The organism is Halomonas sp. THAF5a, from assembly GCF_009363755.1.
GTDB lineage: Bacteria > Pseudomonadota > Gammaproteobacteria > Pseudomonadales > Halomonadaceae > Halomonas.
This window is the reverse complement of sequence record NZ_CP045417.1, coordinates 669,042-688,647: the sequence shown is the minus strand read 5'-3', so window position 1 is coordinate 688,647 and position 19,606 is coordinate 669,042. Positions and strand designations below refer to the sequence as shown.

General features: G+C 67.4%; 17 protein-coding genes and 8 tRNA genes. 8 read left to right on the top strand and 17 right to left on the bottom strand.

The genetic code is table 11. From position 1 onward, the window contains the following. Positions 1–14 precede the first annotated feature (14 nt). From FIU83_RS03120 to rnr, 5 genes are all read right to left on the bottom strand, one after another. The gene (locus FIU83_RS03120) at positions 15–866 is read right to left on the bottom strand and encodes a hypothetical protein (RefSeq protein ID WP_152482712.1); all 852 of its coding nucleotides are present in this window, start codon (positions 864–866) and stop codon (positions 15–17) included. 12 nt (positions 867–878) lie between these two features. Next, entirely contained in the window at positions 879–1,106 is a 228-nt protein-coding gene (gene rpsR / locus FIU83_RS03115; protein ID WP_016853668.1) for a 30S ribosomal protein S18, read from the bottom strand. Between the two features lie 33 nt (positions 1,107–1,139). After that, positions 1,140–1,511: a 30S ribosomal protein S6 gene (gene rpsF / locus FIU83_RS03110; RefSeq protein WP_040185479.1), complete on the bottom strand. Its 372-nt coding sequence runs from the start codon at positions 1,509–1,511 to the stop codon at positions 1,140–1,142. Between the two features lie 172 nt (positions 1,512–1,683). Beyond that, positions 1,684–2,496 carry a 23S rRNA (guanosine(2251)-2'-O)-methyltransferase RlmB gene (gene rlmB / locus FIU83_RS03105; protein ID WP_152482711.1) on the bottom strand — a complete coding sequence of 271 codons (813 nt, stop codon included), beginning with the start codon at positions 2,494–2,496 and terminating at the stop codon, positions 1,684–1,686. Continuing rightward, on the bottom strand, positions 2,496–4,880 hold the full coding sequence (rnr, locus tag FIU83_RS03100) for a ribonuclease R (protein ID WP_152482710.1): 2,385 nt from the start codon (positions 4,878–4,880) through the stop codon (positions 2,496–2,498). The genes rlmB and rnr overlap by 1 nt, the downstream gene beginning before the upstream one ends. A gap of 236 nt (positions 4,881–5,116) precedes the next feature. On the opposite strand from rnr, the gene FIU83_RS03095 reads away from it, so the two are divergent. The 3 genes from FIU83_RS03095 (at position 5,117) to FIU83_RS03085 (ending at position 5,488) form a co-directional block, all read left to right on the top strand. Beyond that, positions 5,117–5,203: transfer RNA gene (locus FIU83_RS03095), tRNA-Leu, on the top strand. Between the two features lie 70 nt (positions 5,204–5,273). Continuing rightward, positions 5,274–5,360 (top strand) — tRNA-Leu (locus FIU83_RS03090). 41 nt (positions 5,361–5,401) lie between these two features. Next, positions 5,402–5,488 (top strand) — tRNA-Leu (locus tag FIU83_RS03085). 85 nt (positions 5,489–5,573) lie between these two features. Here the strand turns inward: FIU83_RS03085 and FIU83_RS03080 are convergent. Both FIU83_RS03080 and FIU83_RS03075 read right to left on the bottom strand, forming a co-directional pair. Further along, positions 5,574–6,440, bottom strand: a complete 867-nt coding sequence (locus FIU83_RS03080; RefSeq protein WP_152482709.1) for a DNA/RNA non-specific endonuclease — start codon at positions 6,438–6,440, stop codon at positions 5,574–5,576. 75 nt (positions 6,441–6,515) lie between these two features. After that, on the bottom strand, positions 6,516–6,791 hold the full coding sequence (locus FIU83_RS03075) for an Lrp/AsnC family transcriptional regulator (RefSeq protein ID WP_138180968.1): 276 nt from the start codon (positions 6,789–6,791) through the stop codon (positions 6,516–6,518). Between the two features lie 346 nt (positions 6,792–7,137). Between FIU83_RS03075 and FIU83_RS03070 the strand changes: the two genes are divergently transcribed. After that, positions 7,138–7,452 carry a high-potential iron-sulfur protein gene (locus tag FIU83_RS03070; RefSeq protein ID WP_152482708.1) on the top strand — a complete coding sequence of 105 codons (315 nt, stop codon included), beginning with the start codon at positions 7,138–7,140 and terminating at the stop codon, positions 7,450–7,452. Between the two features lie 76 nt (positions 7,453–7,528). Here FIU83_RS03070 and FIU83_RS03065 read toward each other — a convergent pair whose 3' ends face one another. From FIU83_RS03065 to FIU83_RS03020, 10 genes are all read right to left on the bottom strand, one after another. Further along, positions 7,529–9,079: a SpoVR family protein gene (locus tag FIU83_RS03065; RefSeq protein ID WP_152482707.1), complete on the bottom strand. Its 1,551-nt coding sequence runs from the start codon at positions 9,077–9,079 to the stop codon at positions 7,529–7,531. A gap of 19 nt (positions 9,080–9,098) precedes the next feature. After that, positions 9,099–10,382, bottom strand: coding sequence for a YeaH/YhbH family protein (locus tag FIU83_RS03060; protein ID WP_152482706.1), 1,284 nt, complete (start codon positions 10,380–10,382; stop codon positions 9,099–9,101). Positions 10,383–10,397: 15 nt separating this feature from the next. Beyond that, positions 10,398–12,320 carry a PrkA family serine protein kinase gene (locus FIU83_RS03055; RefSeq protein ID WP_152482705.1) on the bottom strand — a complete coding sequence of 641 codons (1,923 nt, stop codon included), beginning with the start codon at positions 12,318–12,320 and terminating at the stop codon, positions 10,398–10,400. Between the two features lie 298 nt (positions 12,321–12,618). Next, a complete protein-coding gene (locus tag FIU83_RS03050; RefSeq protein ID WP_152482704.1) occupies positions 12,619–14,631 on the bottom strand; it encodes an NADPH-dependent 2,4-dienoyl-CoA reductase in 2,013 nt (670 codons plus the stop codon). Between the two features lie 211 nt (positions 14,632–14,842). After that, a tRNA-Asp gene (locus tag FIU83_RS03045) sits at positions 14,843–14,919 on the bottom strand. Between the two features lie 3 nt (positions 14,920–14,922). Beyond that, a tRNA-Val gene (locus tag FIU83_RS03040) sits at positions 14,923–14,999 on the bottom strand. A gap of 42 nt (positions 15,000–15,041) precedes the next feature. Next, a tRNA-Asp gene (locus FIU83_RS03035) sits at positions 15,042–15,118 on the bottom strand. 28 nt (positions 15,119–15,146) lie between these two features. Next, positions 15,147–15,223 (bottom strand) — tRNA-Asp (locus FIU83_RS03030). Positions 15,224–15,265: 42 nt separating this feature from the next. Further along, a tRNA-Val gene (locus FIU83_RS03025) sits at positions 15,266–15,341 on the bottom strand. Positions 15,342–15,477: 136 nt separating this feature from the next. Continuing rightward, the gene (locus FIU83_RS03020) at positions 15,478–16,098 is read right to left on the bottom strand and encodes an alpha/beta family hydrolase (protein WP_367642286.1); all 621 of its coding nucleotides are present in this window, start codon (positions 16,096–16,098) and stop codon (positions 15,478–15,480) included. A 277-nt stretch (positions 16,099–16,375) separates the two neighbouring features. Here FIU83_RS03020 and ccoN point away from each other — a divergent pair, with 277 nt between their 5' ends. From ccoN to ccoP, 4 genes are read left to right on the top strand one after another with little or no spacing between them, the layout of a single operon-like run. Beyond that, the gene (gene ccoN / locus FIU83_RS03015; protein ID WP_152482703.1) at positions 16,376–17,800 is read left to right on the top strand and encodes a cytochrome-c oxidase, cbb3-type subunit I; all 1,425 of its coding nucleotides are present in this window, start codon (positions 16,376–16,378) and stop codon (positions 17,798–17,800) included. A 23-nt stretch (positions 17,801–17,823) separates the two neighbouring features. Next, positions 17,824–18,432 carry a cytochrome-c oxidase, cbb3-type subunit II gene (ccoO, locus tag FIU83_RS03010; RefSeq protein ID WP_152482702.1) on the top strand — a complete coding sequence of 203 codons (609 nt, stop codon included), beginning with the start codon at positions 17,824–17,826 and terminating at the stop codon, positions 18,430–18,432. Positions 18,433–18,434: 2 nt separating this feature from the next. Beyond that, positions 18,435–18,647 carry a cbb3-type cytochrome c oxidase subunit 3 gene (locus FIU83_RS03005; RefSeq protein ID WP_108445077.1) on the top strand — a complete coding sequence of 71 codons (213 nt, stop codon included), beginning with the start codon at positions 18,435–18,437 and terminating at the stop codon, positions 18,645–18,647. After that, positions 18,644–19,573 (top strand): cytochrome-c oxidase, cbb3-type subunit III, encoded by a 930-nt coding sequence (gene ccoP / locus FIU83_RS03000; protein WP_152482701.1) that lies wholly within the window; start codon positions 18,644–18,646, stop codon positions 19,571–19,573. The genes FIU83_RS03005 and ccoP overlap by 4 nt, the downstream gene beginning before the upstream one ends. The last annotated feature ends 33 nt before the right edge of the window (positions 19,574–19,606 follow it).

Genomic DNA, 19,606 nt, shown 5'->3' with positions numbered 1-19,606 from the left:
TCGTAAACCTCTTGTCAGTGGCTGCGGGCCAGTCGTCCACGGAAATCCGCGAACGTGTCGATGAAGGCCATGAGCAGCACAATGAGAATCATGGGCCAGGTGGTGATCAGCAGCACGTAGAAGGCGACCAGCCACAGCCCGTTCATTCCCTTATATCCGATAACACCATGCACCAGCGCGATGCCGGCCACCAGCAGCGGCACCCAGGCCAGCATGCCCAGGGCCGGCAGCCCCAGCACGCCGCCGAGCACCCCGAGCAGCACCAGCAGGGCGAGCTCCCGGGGCGCCAGGCGCAGCGCGTGGAACTCCTCACGGAACCCGCCCGGGTTGTAGAGCCCGGCCTGCCAGCCCCGCGCCAGGGCCAGGCAGGCCACGGCGGCGAGCAGCACGATCAGCGCGGTCACGCCGCTGATCATCAGGCCGGCCAGCTGCTCGACATCCATGCCCTGGGCCGCGAGCTCGTTGAGCATCGCCGCGATGTCCGGCGAGCCCTGGCGCAGCTGCTCCAGCACGAAGGCGGCGCCGCCCGGCGGCAGGAAGATGCCCAGCTGGGTCATGCCCGACCCGGCCAGGGTGCCGGCGATGATCGCCTCGCTCCAGCTCAGCCGGGCGCGCAGCACCACCGCCATCAGCACCACCAGCAGCACGCTGGCGAGCGGGATGACGTCCCCCTGGGTCCACCACAGGCCGGCGGGGATCGCCGCGGCGATCAGCACCGGCAGCGCGGCGGCCATGCCCTGGCGCAGCGTGACCAGGGCCACCACGGCGGCTCCCAGCCAGAACAGCCAGGGGATGGCGGTGCACGCGGCGGCCCCCAGGGCCGCGTAGGGCGTGCCGCGCATCATCCAGCGGGCGACGGGCAACATCACGCGCGGTGCTTACTGGTGGCTGTCGGTGTAGGGCAGCAGCGCCAGGTAGCGTGCCCGCTTGATGGCGGTGGACAGCTGGCGCTGGTAACGGGCCTTGGTCCCGGTGATACGGCTGGGAACGATCTTGCCGGTCTCGGTGATGTAGGCCTTGAGCGTGTCCAGATCCTTGTAGTCGATCTGCTTCACGCCTTCAGCGGTGAAACGGCAGAACTTGCGGCGACGGAAAAAGCGTGCCATGGGAAGACTCCTTCAGAGGTGCGATGGGGGTGCTCAGGCGGATTCGGTGCTGCGCGGCTTCTCGTCGCGACGAACACGCTTCTCTTCCACCGGCTTCATCATCGGCGAGGCCTCGGTGACGGCTTCCTTGGCGCGAACCACCAGGCTGCGGATGATGGCATCGTTGAAGCGGAAGATGTTCTCGATCTCGTCGAGGGTCTCGCCGCTGCACTCGACGTTCATCAGCACGTAGTGAGCCTTGTGGATCTTGTTGATCGGGTAGGCCAGGTGGCGACGGCCCCAATCCTCGAGGCGATGCACGGTGCCGCCGTTCTCGGTGACGAGGCCGGTGTAGCGCTCGACCATGGCCGGGACCTGCTCGCTCTGGTCCGGGTGGACCATGAAGACGATCTCGTAGTGACGCATGGGATCTCCTTGCGGTTTGGCAGCTTCCACAGTGACGACCTCGGGTCGCTCAGGGGAAGCAAGGAGTGATTGTCAAAAGACGGGTTGTCAGAAGACAGGAATGCCCGCTCTCAGGACGAGCGGGCGCAGGTATTCTAGTGATATGTGTCGCGCCTGGCAAGGCGCGGGCGGGTCAGGCGCCCTGGCGCTGGCGCACCGCCTCGAACAGGCAGATCCCGGTGGCCACCGAGACGTTGAGGCTGGAGACGCTGCCGGCCATGGGCAGCTTGACCAGGGTGTCGCAGGCCTCGCGAGTCAGCCGGCGCATGCCCTTGCCCTCGGCGCCCATCACCAGGGCGGCGGGGCCGGTGAAGTCGGCTTCAAAGAGGCTCGCCTCGGCCTCGCCGGCGGTGCCGGTGATCCAGACCCCCAGCGCCTTCATCTTCGCCAGGGTGCGCGCCAGGTTGGTGACCTGATAGACCGGCATGCTCTCGGCGGCCCCGCAGGCGACCTTGCGCACCGCCGCATTGAGCGGCGCCGCCTTGTCCTTGGGCACGATGACGCCATGGACCCCGGCGGCATCGGCGCTGCGCAGGCAGGCGCCGAAGTTGTGCACGTCGGTGACGCCGTCGAGCACCAGCAGCAGCGGCGGCGCCGCGTGGGGCCAGCCCTCGAGCCTGAGCCACAGCGACGCCTCGCCCTCGAAGGCGAGCGGCGTGGCGAAGGCGACGAGGCCCTGGTGGGAGGCGCCCTTGGCGAGCTGGTCGAGCTCGTCACGGGGACGCGACTGCACGCGGGCGCCGCCCTGGCGCGCGGCCTCGACCAGCTCGGCCAGCCGGGCGCCGGCGCTGCCCTCCTGCACCCAGAGCTCGCGAGGCGTCTCGCCGCGGTCGAGCAGCGCCCGCACCGCGTGCACGCCGAACACGGCCTCGAGCCCGCCAGGCGTCGACGGCGCCCGGCGCGGGGCGCTGCGCCCCGCGCGCGGTTTCCTCTGCCCTGCCGCCATCAGCCGCGACCCTTCGAGCGGCGCGGGCCGCGACGCCGCCGGCCGCCCTTGCCCGCCTTGTCGTCGGACCGGCCGCCCTTGTCGGCGCCACCGCCGCCCGAGCCGCCGCCGCGGGACTTGCGCGGCTGGCGCTTGGGCCGCGGCTTCTCGTCGGCCAGCTCGAAGTCGATCTTGCGCTCGTCCAGGTCGACCCGGGCCACCTGCACGGAGACGCCGTCGCCCAGGCGATAGCTGATGCCGCTGCGCTCGCCCTTGAGGCGATGCTTCTCGGGCTCGTAGTGGTAGTAGTCGGAGGGCAGCGAGGTGACGTGCACCAGGCCCTCGACGTACACCTCGTCGAGGCGCACGAAGATGCCGAACTGGGTCACCGAGGCAATGCTGCCGTCGTAGACCTCGCCGAGCTTGTCGGACATGAACTCGCACTTGAGCCAGTCCTCGACGTCGCGGGTGGCGTCGTCGGCGCGGCGCTCGGTCATCGAGCAGTGCTCGCCGAGCTCGAGCATCTGCTCGAAGGTGTAGGGGGACCACTTGCTCGGCGGCTCGACCGCGACACCCTCGGCGCGCAGCACGGTGTTGGTCTGGCGCGGCCCGCGGATCACCGAGCGGATGGCACGATGGACCAGCAGGTCCGGATAGCGGCGGATCGGCGAGGTGAAGTGCGCGTAGGCCGGATAGGCCAGGCCGAAGTGGCCGTCGTTCTGCGGCGAGTAGACCGCGCGGCTCATCGAGCGCAGCATCACCGTCTGGATCACGTCGGCGTCGTCGCGCCCCTTGATCGCCTCGGCGAGCTCCCGGTAGTCCTGGGGGCTCGGGTCGTCGCCGCCGCCGAGCGACAGGCCCAGCTCGTTGAGGAACAGGCGCAGCTTGTCGAGGCGCTCCGGCGAGGGCTTCTCGTGGATGCGATACAGAGCCGGCAGGTCGTGCTTGTCGAGGAAGCGCGCCGTGGCGACGTTGGCCGCCAGCATGCACTCCTCGATGATCTTGTGGGCGTCGTTGCGGCTGCGCGGCACGATCTTCTCGATCTTGCGCTCGTCGTTGAAGACGATCGCCGTCTCGGTGGTCTCGAAGTCGATGGCGCCGCGCTCCACGCGGGCCTCGCGCAGCAGAGTGTAGAGCGCGTGCAGGTTCTTGAGCGACGGCACCAGCTCGCTGTACTCCTCGCGCAGCGCCTCGCCCTGCTCGCTCTCGTCGTCGAGGATGGCGGCGACCTTGTTGTAGGTCAGGCGCGCGTGGGACTGGAAGACCGCCTCGTAGAAGCGGTAGCGGCTGATCGCCCCGCTCTGGGAGATGTTCATCTCGCAGACCAGCGCCAGGCGATCGACGGCCGGGTTCAGCGAGCAGAGCCCGTTGGAGAGCAGCTCCGGCAGCATCGGCACCACCTGGCCCGGGAAGTAGACCGAGTTGCCGCGGGTGATCGCCTCCTGGTCCAGGGCGCTGCCCGGACGCACGTAGTGGGAGACGTCGGCGATGGCCACCAGCAGCTTCCAGCTGCCGGACTTGGTCTTCCAGGCGCAGACGGCGTCGTCGAAGTCCTTGGCCGTCTCGTCGTCGATGGTCACCAGCGGCACGTGGCGCAGGTCGATGCGGTTGGCCTTGTCGCCCTCGGCGACCTCGGCCGACATATCGGCGATCTGGTCGTGGACCTCGGGCGGGAACTCGGCGGGAATCTCGTAGCTTCTGATGGCGATATCGATCTCCATCCCCGGATCCATGCGCTCGCCGAGCACCTCGATCACCTCACCCACCGGCTGCACCCGGGTCTCGGGCTGCTGGGTGATCCTGGCGGAGATCACCTGGCCGTCCTGGGCGCCGCCACAGGCGCTGTGGGGGATGATGATCTCCTGGGTGATGCGCGAATTCTCGGGAATCAGCACGCCGAACTCCGGCGTGTTGGCCCGGTAGACGCCGACGATCTCCTGGGTGTTGCGCGCCAGCACCTCGACGATGGTGGCCTCGTCACGCCCGCGACGGTCGCGCCCGCTGATGCGCACCAGCACGTGGTCGCCGTGGAAGACGCGCCGCATCTGCCGCGGCGGCATGACCAGGTCCGGCTTCTTGCCGTCGTCGCGCAGCAGGAAGCCGAAGCCATCGCGATGCCCCAGCACCTTGCCCTTGATCAGGTCGAGCTTGTCGATCAGCGCGTAGGCGCCGCGCCGGTTGCGCAGCACCTGGCCGTCGCGCTCCATCGCCGCCAGGCGACGCCGCACCGCCTCCTGGAGATCCTCGTCCTCGAGACCCAGCTGCTGGCTCATCGCCTCGTGGGTCATCGGCTTGCCGGCTTCCTCGAGGCGCGCCAGCAGGTATTCTCGGCTGGGGGCAGGCTTGTCGTACTTGTGGGCTTCGCGGTTGGCGTGCGGATCGTCGCTGAGCGTCCAGTGGGTCATGCGGAGGGCATCCTTGGCGGCATCGTGAGCAGCGTGCTCGAAAGGGCGCGGGGACGGCGTCCGGCGCGTGGCATCTGGCGTGTCGAGTCGTTTGTCATCCGCGCAGTATAGCGCCGGCGCCCCCATCACCCAACCATGGCGACGCCGCGACACCCCGGCCGACAACAAAAAAACCGCCTTTTTCCTCCCCCGAGCGCTTGCATCGCCGAACGAATCCGGTACCATACGCCTCGCTTGCCCAGATGGCGGAATTGGTAGACGCGCTAGCTTCAGGTGCTAGTGTCCTTACGGACGTGGAGGTTCAAGTCCTCTTCTGGGCACCATCGATATCCCGCAGTCGGATATCCGGGAGTTCGCTCCCACGCTCTTTGTCAGCTCGAGTCGCACGTGTTCGCCCAGGTGGCGGAATTGGTAGACGCGCTAGCTTCAGGTGCTAGTGTCCTTACGGACGTGGAGGTTCAAGTCCTCTCCTGGGCACCATCGCTCACGCGATGCGCCCGAACACGACGACCGCATGATGCGCCCAGGTGGCGGAATTGGTAGACGCGCTAGCTTCAGGTGCTAGTATCCTTACGGATGTGGAGGTTCAAGTCCTCTCCTGGGCACCACTTCTCGCGTCATGCAGACGAGCCTTACATCGATGCCTCTATATAGGAAAACCGCGACCCTGGATCGCGGTTTTTTTGTGCCTGCTCAGAAACGCCCGGGCAGCCGGGACACCGCCTCGAGCCCCCAGCCGGCGGTGTCGACCCGCCCCTCCAGGGCCTCGGCGGCCGCCGGCGAGAGCCGCGGCAGGAAGTCCAGGCCGGTGCGCGCCTCCACCTCGTCGATGCTCACCAGGAAGTCGTCCAGCGGCTCATCGCCGGCGACCCGCTGGGGCATGATGAAGGCCAGCGCCCGGGGCCGCTCCCCCGGTACCACCAGGATCTTGTAGAAGGCCTCGGGCACCTCGACCAGCCCGACCCGGTTGAGCACGTTGTCCTGGAAGCGCGCGGGGAAGATCGGCCCGGTGATCACCTGCAGGGCGGCGAAGCGCGGCACGAAGTGATCCATCACCACCTCCTCGAGCCGCTGCCAGAGCCGGCGATTGAGCTCGGGCCGCTGGGGGGACATGTTGCTCATCAGGAAGGTATCGCGCTGGGCCCGGCCGCCGTGGACCGCCGCGATGGCATAGTTGGGCGCGAGATGGCCGCGGTCGTAGCCGCTGCCGAAGTAGCTCTCCGGGGCGATCGGCCACAGCGCTCGCCAGTCGCGGCGAAAGCCGGGGCGCGGCCCGGCGGCGGGATCCTCGACCCGGCGCAGCCGGTAGCTGACCCACAGCGGATTGACGCGCACGTCGGACCAGCCCACCAGGAAGCCGTCGTTGCGCAGCACGCGATGGAAGGTCAGCGGCGTGAGGTCCTCCCAGGTGGTGACGCCCTGCCAGCTCAGGCCGTCGCGAAGCTCACGCTCCTGGAGATGCCAGAGCCCCGAGGCGACCGCCAGGAACAGCGCCGTGATGCCGAGGCGACGAGCCTGCCGGCGGAAGCGACCGACAACGCGCCCTCGCCTAGCCGCCATGCGCGCTTCGCTCCCGGGCGTTCACGCCAGCCCCTGCGGCCACTCGTGCGCCACGCATGACGCTTACCCGCCCCGTCACCATCCCAGGGAGAACATGGTCTCGAGGTCGTGGCGGGAGTGCACCTGCATGGCGTTGAGGGTCTCGGTGTCGCGAATGCCCTCGACGGCATTCAGTCGCCCGGTGACCAGCTCCGCCAGGCTCTCGAAATCGCGGGTGCGCGCGATGGCCACCAGGTCGTAGCGACCGCAGGTGGAGTAGACCTCGCTGATCCCCTCGACGTCGGCCAGCCGCTCGGCCACGGCCTTGACCTGGCCCTGCTCGGCATTGATCAGAATCACGGCATTCTGCATCGCTCTTCTCCCTGCTCGAGGCGCCGTCGTGCGCCTGGGTTCCGTTCGGCCAGAGGCCGCTGGCGCGAGTATACCAGCGCCGGTGCGAACGCTGCATCGCTGCCGCGTCACGCGACGGATTGCCGCACGATTCGCGATACCTCACTCGGTTGACTACCATGGCCTGGCGAACTCCGACGGCCAATGCCGGTCGGAACAAGGGTGGCGCCAGGTGCGACACCCGGCCCGATGCCAAGACCCGGGCCGCATGAGAGAAAGCAGAGCGCTCGTGACAAGAGCGCCAAGAGCGTGGGCAACCAGCATGCCCCGCCACGATTCGACCCTACCGTGATGACAAGGAGAGACCATGGCCGACCGCAATCGTCGTGACTTCATGCGTAACAGCCTGCTGGGCCTCGCCGCCCTGCCCCTCGGTGCCGGCATCCTGTCGAAGCGCGCCTTCGCCCAGGACCTGCCCGCCCTGGACCCGAGCGCCGAGCAGGCCAAGGCCCTGAACTACGTCAAGGTGGCCAGCGAGGCCAGCGACCATCCCGCCTACGAGGAAGGCGAGGAGTGCCAGAACTGCATGTTCTACCAGGCGGACAGCCAGGGCTGCCAGCTGTTCCCCCAGAACAGCGTCGAGCCCGGCGGCTGGTGCCAGTCCTGGACGGCCAAGGCCTGACCCTCGCCACCCGCCGACACACAAGACCCGCGCCATGGCGCGGGTCTTCTCGTTTTGGCGGCAGGCCTCTTCCCCGTCAGTCGCGCCGCTCCTCCTCGGCCAGGGGCCAGTGGTAACGGCGCACCACCTCGTCGTTCTCCACCGACTCCAGCCGCACCGGAAAGCCCCAAAGCTGGTGGAGGTGGCGGATGACCGGGTAGACGCTGCGCGCCAGCGGCCGGCGGCCGTCCTGGACGTGGCGCAGGGTCAGCGAGCGATCGCCGCGGATATCCGCCGCGTAGACCTGGATATTGGGCTCGCGCACGGCCAGGGCGTACTGGGTGGCCAGGGCGTCGCGAATGCGCCGATAGCCGCGCTCGTCATGGATCGCCGCCACCTCGAGCATCTCCTCCTGGTCGTCGTCGACCACCATGAACAGCTTGAGGTCGCGCATCACCTTGGGCGAGAGGAACTGCTGGATGAACGATTCGTCCTTGAAGTTGCGCATCGCGAACTCCAGGGTCTCGCGCCAGTCGCTGCCGGCGGTATCGGGGAACCACTCCCGGTCCTCCTGGGTCGGCGCCTCGCAGACGCGCTTCAGGTCGGTGAAGATGGCGAAGCCCAGCGCATAGGGATTGATGCCGCTGAAGTAGGGGCTATCGAAGGCCGGCTGCTGGACCACCGAGGTATGAGACTGCAGGAACTCCAGCATCAGCCCCTCATCGACCAGCCCCTCCTCATACAGCCGGTTCATCAGGGTGTAGTGCCAGAAGCAGGCCCAGCCCTCGTTCATCACCTGGGTCTGGCGCTGGGGATAGAAGTACTGGGCCAGCTTGCGCACGATACGCACGATTTCACGCTGCCAGGGCGCCAGCAGCGGGGCGTTCTTCTCGATGAAGTAGAGCAGGTTCTCCTGGGGCTCGGGGGGATAGCGCCCGCCTTCGTGCAGGCCCAGCGGATCCTCCTGGTCGACCAGGCCGGGCAGCGCATCCTCGCGCGGCCCTCCGGGGATGGTGCGCCACAGCATGTTGACCTGGGCCTGGAGGTGCGCCTCGCGCTCCGCCTGGCGGCGCGACTCCTCCGCCGCGGAGATCGGCGAGGGGCGCTTGTAGCGATCGACCCCGTAGTTCTGCAGGGCATGGCAGGCGTCCAGCAGCTGCTCCACCGCCTCCACTCCGTGGCGCTCCTCGCACTCGCTGATGTACTTCCGGGCGAACACCAGGTAGTCGACGATGGAGGAGGCGTCGGTCCAGGTGCGGAACAGGTAGTTGCCCTTGAAGAAGGAATTGTGGCCATAGCAGGCGTGGGCCATGACCAGCACCTGCATCATCAGGGTGTTCTCCTCCATCAGGTAGGCGATGCAGGGATCGGAGTTGATGACGAGCTCGTAGGCGAGCCCCATCTGGCCGCGGCGATAGGCCTGCTCCACGGCCAGGAACTGCTTGCCGAAGGACCAGTGGTGGTAGCCCACCGGCATGCCCACGCTGGCGTAGGCGTCCATCATCTGCTCGGTGGTGATGACCTCGATCTGGTTGGGGTAGGTGTCCAGGCGATACTCGTCGGCCAGGCGAGCGATCTCGCGCTCGAAGGCGTCGAGGGTCTCGAAGTTCCAGTCGGAGCCGGTGGCGATGGGCTGACGTCGGGTCATGCTGCCTCCTCAGGCCGCCTCAGAAGGCGACTCGGCGCTTGAACAGCTCGCGGAAGACCGGGTAGATGTCGCCGGCCTCGACGATCTGGCGCATGGCGAAGCGGGTATCGAACTCGGCCTCCACGCGCTCGTACTCCTCCCACAGCGCCTGGTGGGCATGGGGCGTGATCTCCACGTAGGTGAAGTACTGCAGCCGCGGCATCAGTCGCTCGACCAGCAGCCTGCGACAGGCGACGGAGTCGTCGTCCCAGTTGTCGCCGTCCGAGGCCTGGGCCACGTAGAGGTTCCACTGCCCGGAGGGGTAGCGCGCCTCGATGATCTCGTCGACCAGGGTCAGGGCGCTGGAGACGATGGTGCCGCCGGTCTCCCGGGAGTAGAAGAACTCCTCCTCGTCGACCTCCTTGGCCGCGGTATGGTGGCGCACGAAGACCAGCTCGACCTTCTCGTAGTTGCGCTCCAGGAAGAGGTAGAGCAGCAGGAAGAAGCGCTTGGCGATGTCCTTGTGGGCCTGGGTCATGGAGCCCGAGACGTCCATCACGCAGAACATCACCGCCTTGCTCGACGGCTGGGGCTGGTCGATCAGGTTGTTGTAGCGCAGGTCGTAGGTGTCGATGAAGGGCACCGCCTCGAGGCGCTTCTCGAGGCGCTCGATCTCCTCCTTGAGCTCGCCGATGCGGGCCGGATTGCGCAGCACCGGATCCTTGCGCTCCTCCTCGGCCAGCGCCTGCTGGGCCTCGCGCAGGGCGCGACGGATCGGCGCGCGCATGGCGATGCGCCGCGCCTGGGCCTCGCGCATCGAGCGCACGATATTGATGCGCGCCGGGGTACCGTCCCGGGACACCCCCGCCCGCACCTGGCGTACCTCGTCGAGATCGACCAGGTTCTTGCGCTCCAGGTGGGGCAGCTCGAGGCCGTCGAAGACGAAGTCGAGGAACTCCTCCCGGGAGAGGGTGAAGGCGAACTCGTCCATGCCCTCGCCCTGGTTGGAGGCGCCGCCCTCCCCGGCGCCGTCTCCGCCCCCGCCGCCACCGGGACGCCGCAGCCGGTCGCCCTCGACGAACTCCTTGTTGCCGGGGGCGACGATGGAACGCTTGCCCCCCGGGCCATGCTGGAAGACCGGCTCGGAGATGTCCCGAGCCGGGATGGAGACCTTCTCGCCGCGCTCCATGTCGGTGATCGAGCGGCGGTTCACCGCCTCCTCGACCGACCGCTTGATGTGGGTGCGGTAGCGGTCGAGGAAGCGCTGGCGGTTGACCGCGCTCTTGTGCTTGGCATTGGCTCGTCGATCGATGAAATAGGTCATGGCGACCTCCTCGCCCTACTGCGACTTGCGCACCCGCAGGTACCACTCGGAGAGCAGTCGCACCTGCTTCTCGGTGTAGCCGCGGTCGACCATCCGGGCCACGAAGTCCTCGTGCTTCTTCTGGTCCGAGGTCGAGGCCTTGGCGTTGAAGGAGATCACCGGCAGCAGCTCCTCGGTGTTGGCGAACATCTTGTGCTCGATCACGCCCCGGAGCTTCTCGTAGGACTGCCAGCTCGGGTTCATGCCGTTGTTCTGGGCCCGGGCCCGCAGCACGAAGTTGACCACCTCGTGACGGAAGTCCTTGGGGTTGGAGATGCCGGCCGGCTTCTCGATCTTCTCCAGCTCCTCGTTCAAGGCCTGACGATCGAGGAACTCGCCGGTCTCGGGATCGCGGTACTCCTGGTCCTGGATCCAGAAGTCGGCGTAGGTGACGTAGCGGTCGAAGATGTTCTGGCCGTACTCCGAGTAGGACTCGAGGTAGGCGGTCTGGATCTCCTTGCCGATGAAGTCGACGTAGCGCGGCGCCAAGAACTCCTTGATGAAGCGCAGGTAGCGCTCGAAGGTCTCCTTGGGCAGCTGCTCCTGCTCCAGGCGCTGCTCGAGCACGTAGAGCAGGTGCACCGGGTTGGCCGCCACCTCGTGGTTGTCGAAGTTGAACACCTTGGAGAGGATCTTGAAGGCGAAGCGCGTCGAGAGCCCCTCCATCCCCTCGTCGACCCCGGCGCTGTCGCGATACTCCTGGATCGACTTGGCCTTGGGATCGGTATCCTTGAGGTTCTCGCCGTCGTAGACCCGCATCTTGGAGTAGATGCTCGAGTTCTCGGGCTCCTTGAGCCGCGACAGCACGGAGAACTGTGCCAGCATGCGCAGGGTATCCGGCGCGCAGGGGGCCGCGTTGAGCGAGGAGTGCTCGAGCAGCTTCTTGTAGATGTTGATCTCCTCGGTGACCCGCAGGCAGTAGGGCACCTTGACGATGTAGACCCGGTCGAGGAAGGCCTCGTTGTTGCGGTTGTTGCGGAAGGTCTGCCACTCGCTCTCGTTGGAGTGCGCCAGCACCACGCCGTCGAAGGGGATCGCGCCCATGCCCTCGGTGGGGTTGTAGTTGCCCTCCTGGGTCGCCGTCAGCAGCGGGTGCAGCACCTTGATCGGCGCCTTGAACATCTCGACGAACTCCATCAGCCCCTGGTTGGCGCGACACAGGCCGCCGGAGAAGCTGTAGGCGTCCGGGTCGTCCTGGGAGTAGAGCTCGAGCTGACGAATGTCCACCTTGCCGACCAGCGAGGAGATGTCCTGGTTGTTCTCGTCGCCGGGTTCGGTCTTGGAGATGGCGATCTGGTTGAGCCGCGAGGGGTAGAGGCGCACCACCCGGAACTGGGAGATGTCGCCGCCGCTCTCCTTGAGCCGCTTGGCGGCCCAGGGCGACATCACGCTGCGCAGGTAGCGCTTGGGAATGCCATACTCCTTCTCGAGCAGCTCGCCGTCCTCCTCGGGGGAGAACAGCCCCAGCGGCGACTCGTAGACCGGGGAGTCCTTGATGGCATAGAACGGCACCCTCTCCATCAGCAGCTTGAGGCGCTCGGCAAGCGACGACTTGCCGCCCCCCACCGGCCCGAGCAGGTAGAGGATCTGCTTGCGCTCCTCGAGCCCCTGGGCGGCGTGGCGGAAGTAGGCGACGATCTGCTCGATGGCCTCCTCCATGCCATAGAACTCGGCGAAGGCCGGATAGCGACGGATCACCTTGTTGGAGAAGATGCGCGACAGTCGCGGATCCTTGGCGGTGTCGATCACCTCCGGCGCGCCGATGGCCTCCAGCATCCGCTCGGCGGCGGTGGCGTAGGCCACCGGCTCTCGGCGACAGAGTTCCAGGTACTCCTGCAGGCTCATCTCTTCCTGCTGGACGCGAGAGAAGCGGTTCTGCACATGGTCGAAGATGCTCATCGATGCCTCCTTAAAGCCCGAATCCCCGGCCACGCCGACGTGGTGATGACAAGCCGGGATGGGGTCTCTTCAGCGTAGACAGCATCAGCGGATAACGGATTAGCCCACCAATCAACGCTCCCGAGCCCTCAACACTGAGAGCCCGGGAACGCTCGTCGGTTCATGGCGATCGCCGGAAGATTAAACGCTGCAACGACGCTGGCCGCCGGCGAGACCGTCGGCCAACGGGAGGGACACGGCATGGCGGCCCTCCCCCGGATGCGGCAAGACGCCGCACCCGGCAATGGCGTGCGTCGCTTCAGAGCCCCGCGGCCAGCCGCGTGCCCTGGTCGATGGCCCGCCGGGCATCGAGCTCGGCGGGATCGAGGGCGCCGCCGATCACCTGCACGTCGACGCCCGCCGCGCGTAGCGGCTGCATGAGCTCCCGCACCGGCTCCTGGCCGGCGCATACCACCACCGTGTCGACCGCGAGCCGACGCGGCTCGCCCGCCACACGCAGCGCCAGGCCGTCGTCGTCGATGCCGAGATACTCGCAGTCGGCGATCGCCTCGACCCCGCGGTGGGCAAGCGAGGCGCGATGCACCCAGCCGGTGGTCTTGCCGAGCCCCTTGCCGGGCCGCGAAGCGCGCCGCTGCAGCAGATAGACCCGGCGCGGGGTCTCGGGCGGGCGCGGCGCCTTGAGCCCGCCGCGCGACGACAGGGCCAGGTCGACCCCCCACTCGTCGCACCAGGCCGGGACGTCCTGTGCGCCCTCGCCGGCGTGGGTCAGAAGCTCCGCCACGTCGAAGCCGATGCCGCCGGCGCCGATGATCGCGACCCGCGCACCGACCCGCTTGGGCCGGGTGATCGCCTCGGGATAGCTCAGCACCATGGCGTGCTCGATGCCCGGCAGCGCGAGGCGCCGGGGACGCACGCCGGTGGCCAGCACCACCGCGTCGTAGGCCTTGAGACCCTCGACGTCCGCCTCGGCATTCAACCGCACCTCGACGCCGTACCGGTCGAGCATCGTCCGGTAGTAGCGCAGGGTCTCGTCGAACTCCTCCTTGCCGGGAATGCGTCGCGCGTAGTTGAACTGGCCGCCGAGCTCGCCGTCCCGCTCGAAGAGGGTCACCGCATGGCCGCGCTCGGCGGCGGTCACGGCCGCGGCGAGGCCCGCCGGGCCGCCGCCCACCACGGCGACGCGTCGCGGGCATTCGGTCGGCGTGACGACCAGCTCGGTCTCGTGGCAGGCGCGGGGATTGACCAGGCAGGAGGTGATCCGGCCCTGGAAGACCTGGTCCAGGCAGGCCTGGTTGCAGGCGATGCAGGTGTTGATCTCGTCGTCACGCCCGGCGGCGGCCTTGCGCACCCAGGCCGGGTCGGCCAGGAAGGGGCGCGCCATGGAGACCATGTCGGCATGACCCTCGGCCAGCACCCGCTCGGCCACCTCCGGCATGTTGATGCGGTTGGTGGTGATCAGCGGGACCCTGAGTTCGGCCCTCATGCGCCGGGTCACCTCGGTGAAGGCGGCGCGCGGCACGCTGGTGACGATGGTCGGCACCCGCGCCTCGTGCCAGCCGATGCCGGTGTTGATCATGTCGGCGCCGGCCGCCTCGACGGCGCGCCCCAGGGCCAGCACCTCGTCGCGGCTGCTGCCCTCCTCCACCAGGTCGATCATCGACAGGCGGAAGATGACCAGGAAGCGCTCGCCCACCGCCTCGCGGATGCGTCGCACGATCTCCACGGGAAAGCGCAGCCGGTTCTCGACGCTGCCGCCCCAGGCGTCGTCGCGACGGTTGGTGCGCGGGCAGATGAACTGGTTGATCAGGTACCCCTCGGAGCCCATCACCTCGACCCCGTCGTAGCCGGCCTGCTGTGCCAGGGTCGCACAGCGCACGTAGGCCTCGATGCGCGCCTCGATCTCGTCGGTGCCGAGCTCGCGGGGCATGAAGGGGGTGATCGGTGACTGGAGCGCCGACGGCGCCACCAGTTCCGGGGTGTAGGCGTAGCGGCCGGCATGCAGGATCTGCAGGCAGATGCGCCCGCCCGCCTCGTGCACGGCCTCGACCACAGGCCGGTGATCCGCCACCTGCTCGGGCCGCTCCAGGGTCGCGGCTCCCTGGAAGACGGCGCCTTCGGCGAGCGGGGCGATACCGCCGGTGACGATCAGCCCCACCCCCTCCCGGGCGCGCTCGGCATAGAAGGCCGCCAGGCGCTCGACGCCACCGGGGGCCTCCTCGAGATTGGTGTGCATCGACCCCATCAGCACCCGGTTGGGGAGCGTCAGGTGGCCGACCTGCAGGGGACGGAACAGCTGGGGGTAGGCACTCACGACAGGATCCTCATCGTCGGACGGCGAGATTTCAAACAACTGTATGATAGTCGCACCGCGAGACGCAAAGGCTCATCGCCGTCGGCGGCGACATCGCGACCAATGGATCAGCAAGGAAGGGATCAGGCAGGGAAGCCAGCGAAGGGCGAGGCCGGAAACGAAACAGCCCCGAGATCGCGAAGGATCTCGGGGCTGACGAATTCGTGTGCAGTGGCGGACCGGACGGGACTCGAACCCGCGACCTCCGGCGTGACAGGCCGGCATTCTAACCAACTGAACTACCGGTCCGCGTGGTGGGTGATACCGGACTCGAACCAGTGACCCCCAGCATGTGAGGCTGGTGCTCTAACCAACTGAGCTAATCACCCACGCGATACTGCAACTTTTACTGCGACTGTCTCATGCCATCGTGGCGGACCGGACGGGACTCGAACCCGCGACCTCCGGCGTGACAGGCCGGCATTCTAACCAACTGAACTACCGGTCCGCAAGACGACTTGCGACGAGGAAGAGGTTGGCGGACCGGACGGGACTCGAACCCGCGACCTCCGGCGTGACAGGCCGGCATTCTAACCAACTGAACTACCGGTCCGCTGCTCTCTTTTCTCACGTGACCCGACCATTGCCGGAGCATTGGTGGGTGGTACAGGGTTCGAACCTGTGACCCCCAGCTTGTAAGGCTGGTGCTCTCCCAGCTGAGCTAACCACCCCCGGTCACGTGGCGCTGCATTCTACAGGGGACCCGATCAATGTCAACGCTTTTTGCGCCACCATCGCGAACCTTTTTGCCCAGGAGAATCGCCGCCCTTTCATCCACTTGGCCACATCGCCCGCGCCGCGCGGCTTTCAGGAGGCTTCGCTCATGAAGGCGGCGATGGCGGCGGCGCCCTCGTCGATCAGCGCCGCCTGGTCGCGGCCCGAGGCGCGCCTGGGCGTCCAGTCATGATCGCCCCCCTCCAGCCAGTGCACCCGGGCCACCTCGGGCAGCCCGTAGCCCGCCACCTGCTCGCGAGTGCCGAAGGGGTCACGACTCCCCTGCACGACCAGGGTCGGGCAGGCGAGCGAGGGCCAGTGCGCGAGGCGCAGCCGTTCCGGCTTGCCGGGGGGATGGAAGGGGTAGCCGCACAGTATGAGTCCCTTGGGTGCGCCCTCGCCGGCGGACTGGGCCGCCAGCAGGCTGGCCACGCGGCCCCCCATGGACTTGCCGCCCCACCAGAGCGGCGGAAGGTCGCGGTGCGACACGCTGTCGCACCACAGGGAGAGTTCATCGACCAGGCGCTCGACCCTGGGCGGAGGACGGCGGCGCCCTTCGCGGCGCATGGTCTGCAGGTAATCGAACTCGAAGGCCAGGGTCTGTACCCCGACCCGGGCGAGGGCCTCGCGCAAGCGTTGCATGAAGGTTGAACCCTGGCCCGCTCCGGCTCCGTGGCCGAAAAGCAGCCGCCCGATGCGGGCTTCGCCGCGCACTTCCAGCGGGCCTAGCCCCGCGATATCCCAGCCTCCCTGCTCGCCATCGAGCAGCCGCCGAGGCAGGGAAGCGCGGTCGATCGAGGGCAAATCCCGACCAAAATAGTCCGACAACTTAGGCCTCCTTGAGTTCATAAATCAACACATTGGCGTGTTCAGCTTGCCGGACGCCTGCGCTAGAATCACCCTTGGTTAAAGACCTGCATCATCCTGCGGAGGTCACCCCGAGGCAGAATGCCGCGGGACACCCCCAAACCGCGTTCGATGGGAACCTGACATGAGCACAGCATTTGAACACCCGACCTACAACTACAAGGTAGTTCGGCAGTTCGCGATCATGACGGTGGTGTGGGGCATCGTGGGCATGGCCCTCGGTGTCGTCCTCGCCTCTCAGCTGGTATGGCCGGAACTGAACCTGGGACTGCCGTGGACGAGCTTCGGCCGCCTGCGCCCCCTGCACACCAACGCCGTGATCTTCGCCTTCGGCGGCTCGGCGCTCTTCGCCACCTCCTACTACGTCGTGCAGCGAACCTGCCAGGTGCGACTGTTCTCGGACAAGCTGGCCGCCTTCACCTTCTGGGGCTGGCAGGCGGTGATCCTCTCCGCGGTCGTCACACTGCCGCTGGGCCTGACCAGCACCAAGGAGTACGCCGAACTGGAGTGGCCGATCGACATCCTGCTGGCCGTGGTCTGGATCAGCTATGCCATCGTCTTCCTGGGGACCATCAAGCTGCGCAAGACCTCCCATATCTACGTGGCGAACTGGTTCTTCGCGGCCTTCATCATCACCGTGGCCGTGCTGCATATCGTCAACAGCGCCTCGATCCCGGTGACCGCGACCTTCTCGGTCTCCATCTACTCGGGCGCCATCGATGCGATGACCCAGTGGTGGTACGGCCACAACGCGGTGGGCTTCTTCCTGACCGCCGGCTTCCTGGGGATGATGTACTACTTCGTGCCCAAGCAGGCCGAGCGCCCGGTCTACTCCTATCGTCTCTCCATCGTCCACTTCTGGGCGCTGATCATGGTGTACATGTGGGCCGGCCCGCACCACCTGCACTACACCGCGCTGCCCAACTGGACCCAGTCGCTCGGCATGGTGCTCTCGATCATCCTGCTGGCCCCCTCCTGGGGCGGCATGATCAACGGCATGATGACCCTCTCCGGCGCCTGGCATAAGCTGCGCACCGACCCGACCCTGCGCTTCCTGGTGGTGGCCCTCTCCTTCTACGGCATGTCCACCTTCGAGGGCCCGATGATGGCGGTGAAGACCGTCAACGCCCTCTCCCACTATACCGACTGGACCATCGGCCACGTCCATGCCGGCGCCCTGGGCTGGGTGGCGATGATCACCATCGGTTCCATGTACCACCTGATCCCGCGCCTGTTCGGCCGCACCGAGATGCACTCGGTGAACCTGATCGCCGTGCACTTCTGGCTCGCGACCATCGGCACCGTGCTCTACATCGCCGCCATGTGGGTCAACGGCATCCTGCAGGGCCTGATGTGGCGCGCCGTGAACCCCGACGGCACCCTGATGTACACCTTCGTCGAGTCCGTCGAGGCCAGCGGCCCGGGTTACATCGTTCGCCTGATCGGCGGCCTGTGCTGGGTGGCCGGCATGCTGATCATGGCCTTCAACGTGTACATGACCGTGCGTCGCGGTGAAGGCGCCCGTCAGCCGATTCCGCAGACCGCCTGAGCCAACCAGGGAACGAGACACCAATGAGACACGAGATAGTCGAAAAGAACGTCGGTCTGCTCGCCGTGCTGATCCTGGTAGTGATCAGCTTCGGGGGCCTGGCGGAGATCGTGCCGCTGTTCTTCCAGAAGCAGACCACCGAGCCGGTCGAGGGCCTCGAGCCTCTCACCCCCCTCGAGCTAGCGGGTCGCGGCGTCTACCGCCGCGAGGGCTGCGTCGGCTGCCACTCGCAGATGGTGCGCCCCTTCCGCGCCGAGACCGAGCGCTACGGCCCCTACAGCGTCGCGGGCGAACAGGTCTACGAGCACAACTTTCTGTGGGGCTCCAAGCGCACCGGGCCGGACCTAGCTCGCGTCGGCGGCCGCTACAGCGACGACTGGCACCGCGCCCACCTCTACAACCCGCGTGACGTGGTGCCGGAGTCGATCATGCCGGCCTACCCGTGGCTGTTCGAGAACACGCTGAGCGGCGAGCGCATCGACGACGAGATGCGCGTCATGCAGAAGCTGGGCGTCCCCTACACCGACGAGCAGATTGCCAACGCCAGCGAGGAAGTGCGCGGCGAGCGGGAGATCACCGCGCTGGTCGCCTACCTGCAGCAGCTCGGCACCGTGCTCAAGGATTCGCGCTGATCATGGATAACGGGATCGTCAACGGGGTGATCATCATCCTGCTGATCATCAGCTTCGCGGGGCTCACGATGTGGGCCTACTCGAAGCGACGCAAGCCGGATTTCGACGAGGCGGCCAACCTGCCCTTCGCCGATGAGGATGAACCGCCGCACCGTGACCAGAATGCCTCCCGAGAGGCCGATTCCCGACACGACAAGGGAGAGAGGAACACATGAACAATTTTTGGGGTGACTCCCTTTCCAGCTTCTGGAGCGCCTGGATCATCGTCATCACGCTGGGCACCATCGGCATCAGCGCCTGGGTACTCTTCGCCAACCGCAAGACCGACAAGATCCCGGATGCCGACGGCAACGTCGACACCACGGGCCACGCCGCCGACGGCATCGAGGAGTACGACAACCCGCTGCCGCGCTGGTGGTTCCAGCTCTACGTCGGCACCGTGATCTTCTCGCTGGGCTACCTGGTGCTCTACCCCGGCCTCGGCAACTTCGCCGGCCTGCTGGGCTGGAGCCAGGAGAGCCAGTGGGAGGAGGAGGTCGCTCGCGCCGAGGAGCGCTTCGCGCCGATCTTCGCCCAGTACCAGGAGGTGCCGATTCCGGAACTCTCCCAGGACGCCGAGGCGATGCAGGTCGCCGAGCGGATCTTCCTCAACAACTGCGCGATCTGCCACGGCTCCAACGCCCAGGGCGGCTACGGCTTCCCCAACCTCACCGACGACGCCTGGCTCTACGGCGGCGCGCCGGAGAACATCGTCCAGACCCTCAACAACGGGCGTAACGGCCTGATGCCCTCCTGGCAGCAGCTGGGCGAGGAGAACATCGAGAACGTCACCCAGCACGTGCTCTCGCTCTCCGGCAACGCCGAGGATCCCGAGCGTGCCGAGCAGGGCGCCAACGTGTTCGCCTCGGTATGCGCCGCCTGCCACATGCCCGACGGCACCGGCAACCAGGCCCTGGGCGCGCCCAACCTGACCGACGACGCCTGGCTCTACCAGGCGCCGGGCCAGTCGCTGGCCGACTCGGTGCGCCAGACCCTGCGTAACGGCCGCAACGGCCACATGCCGGCCCAGGCCGCCTACATCGGCGAGGACAAGGTCCACCTCGTCGCCGCCTACGTCTACGGCCTGAGCCGCGAGGACTGAGCCGGCGTCGAATGACGGCAAGCCAAGGGTGCG

Bases quoted from the DNA above. Each gene is read 5' to 3' on its own strand.
- FIU83_RS03120 (WP_152482712.1), bottom strand. From the start codon at position 866: ATGTTGCCCGTCGCCCGCTGGATGATGCGCGGCACGCCCTACGCGGCC.
- rpsR (WP_016853668.1), bottom strand. From the start codon at position 1,106: ATGGCACGCTTTTTCCGTCGCCGCAAGTTCTGCCGTTTCACCGCTGAA.
- rpsF (WP_040185479.1), bottom strand. From the start codon at position 1,511: ATGCGTCACTACGAGATCGTCTTCATGGTCCACCCGGACCAGAGCGAG.
- rlmB (WP_152482711.1), bottom strand. From the start codon at position 2,496: ATGGCGGCAGGGCAGAGGAAACCGCGCGCGGGGCGCAGCGCCCCGCGC.
- rnr (WP_152482710.1), bottom strand. From the start codon at position 4,880: ATGACCCACTGGACGCTCAGCGACGATCCGCACGCCAACCGCGAAGCC.
- FIU83_RS03080 (WP_152482709.1), bottom strand. From the start codon at position 6,440: ATGGCGGCTAGGCGAGGGCGCGTTGTCGGTCGCTTCCGCCGGCAGGCT.
- FIU83_RS03075 (WP_138180968.1), bottom strand. From the start codon at position 6,791: ATGCAGAATGCCGTGATTCTGATCAATGCCGAGCAGGGCCAGGTCAAG.
- FIU83_RS03070 (WP_152482708.1), top strand. From the start codon at position 7,138: ATGGCCGACCGCAATCGTCGTGACTTCATGCGTAACAGCCTGCTGGGC.
- FIU83_RS03065 (WP_152482707.1), bottom strand. From the start codon at position 9,079: ATGACCCGACGTCAGCCCATCGCCACCGGCTCCGACTGGAACTTCGAG.
- FIU83_RS03060 (WP_152482706.1), bottom strand. From the start codon at position 10,382: ATGACCTATTTCATCGATCGACGAGCCAATGCCAAGCACAAGAGCGCG.
- FIU83_RS03055 (WP_152482705.1), bottom strand. From the start codon at position 12,320: ATGAGCATCTTCGACCATGTGCAGAACCGCTTCTCTCGCGTCCAGCAG.
- ccoN (WP_152482703.1), top strand. From the start codon at position 16,376: ATGAGCACAGCATTTGAACACCCGACCTACAACTACAAGGTAGTTCGG.
- ccoO (WP_152482702.1), top strand. From the start codon at position 17,824: ATGAGACACGAGATAGTCGAAAAGAACGTCGGTCTGCTCGCCGTGCTG.
- FIU83_RS03005 (WP_108445077.1), top strand. From the start codon at position 18,435: ATGGATAACGGGATCGTCAACGGGGTGATCATCATCCTGCTGATCATC.
- ccoP (WP_152482701.1), top strand. From the start codon at position 18,644: ATGAACAATTTTTGGGGTGACTCCCTTTCCAGCTTCTGGAGCGCCTGG.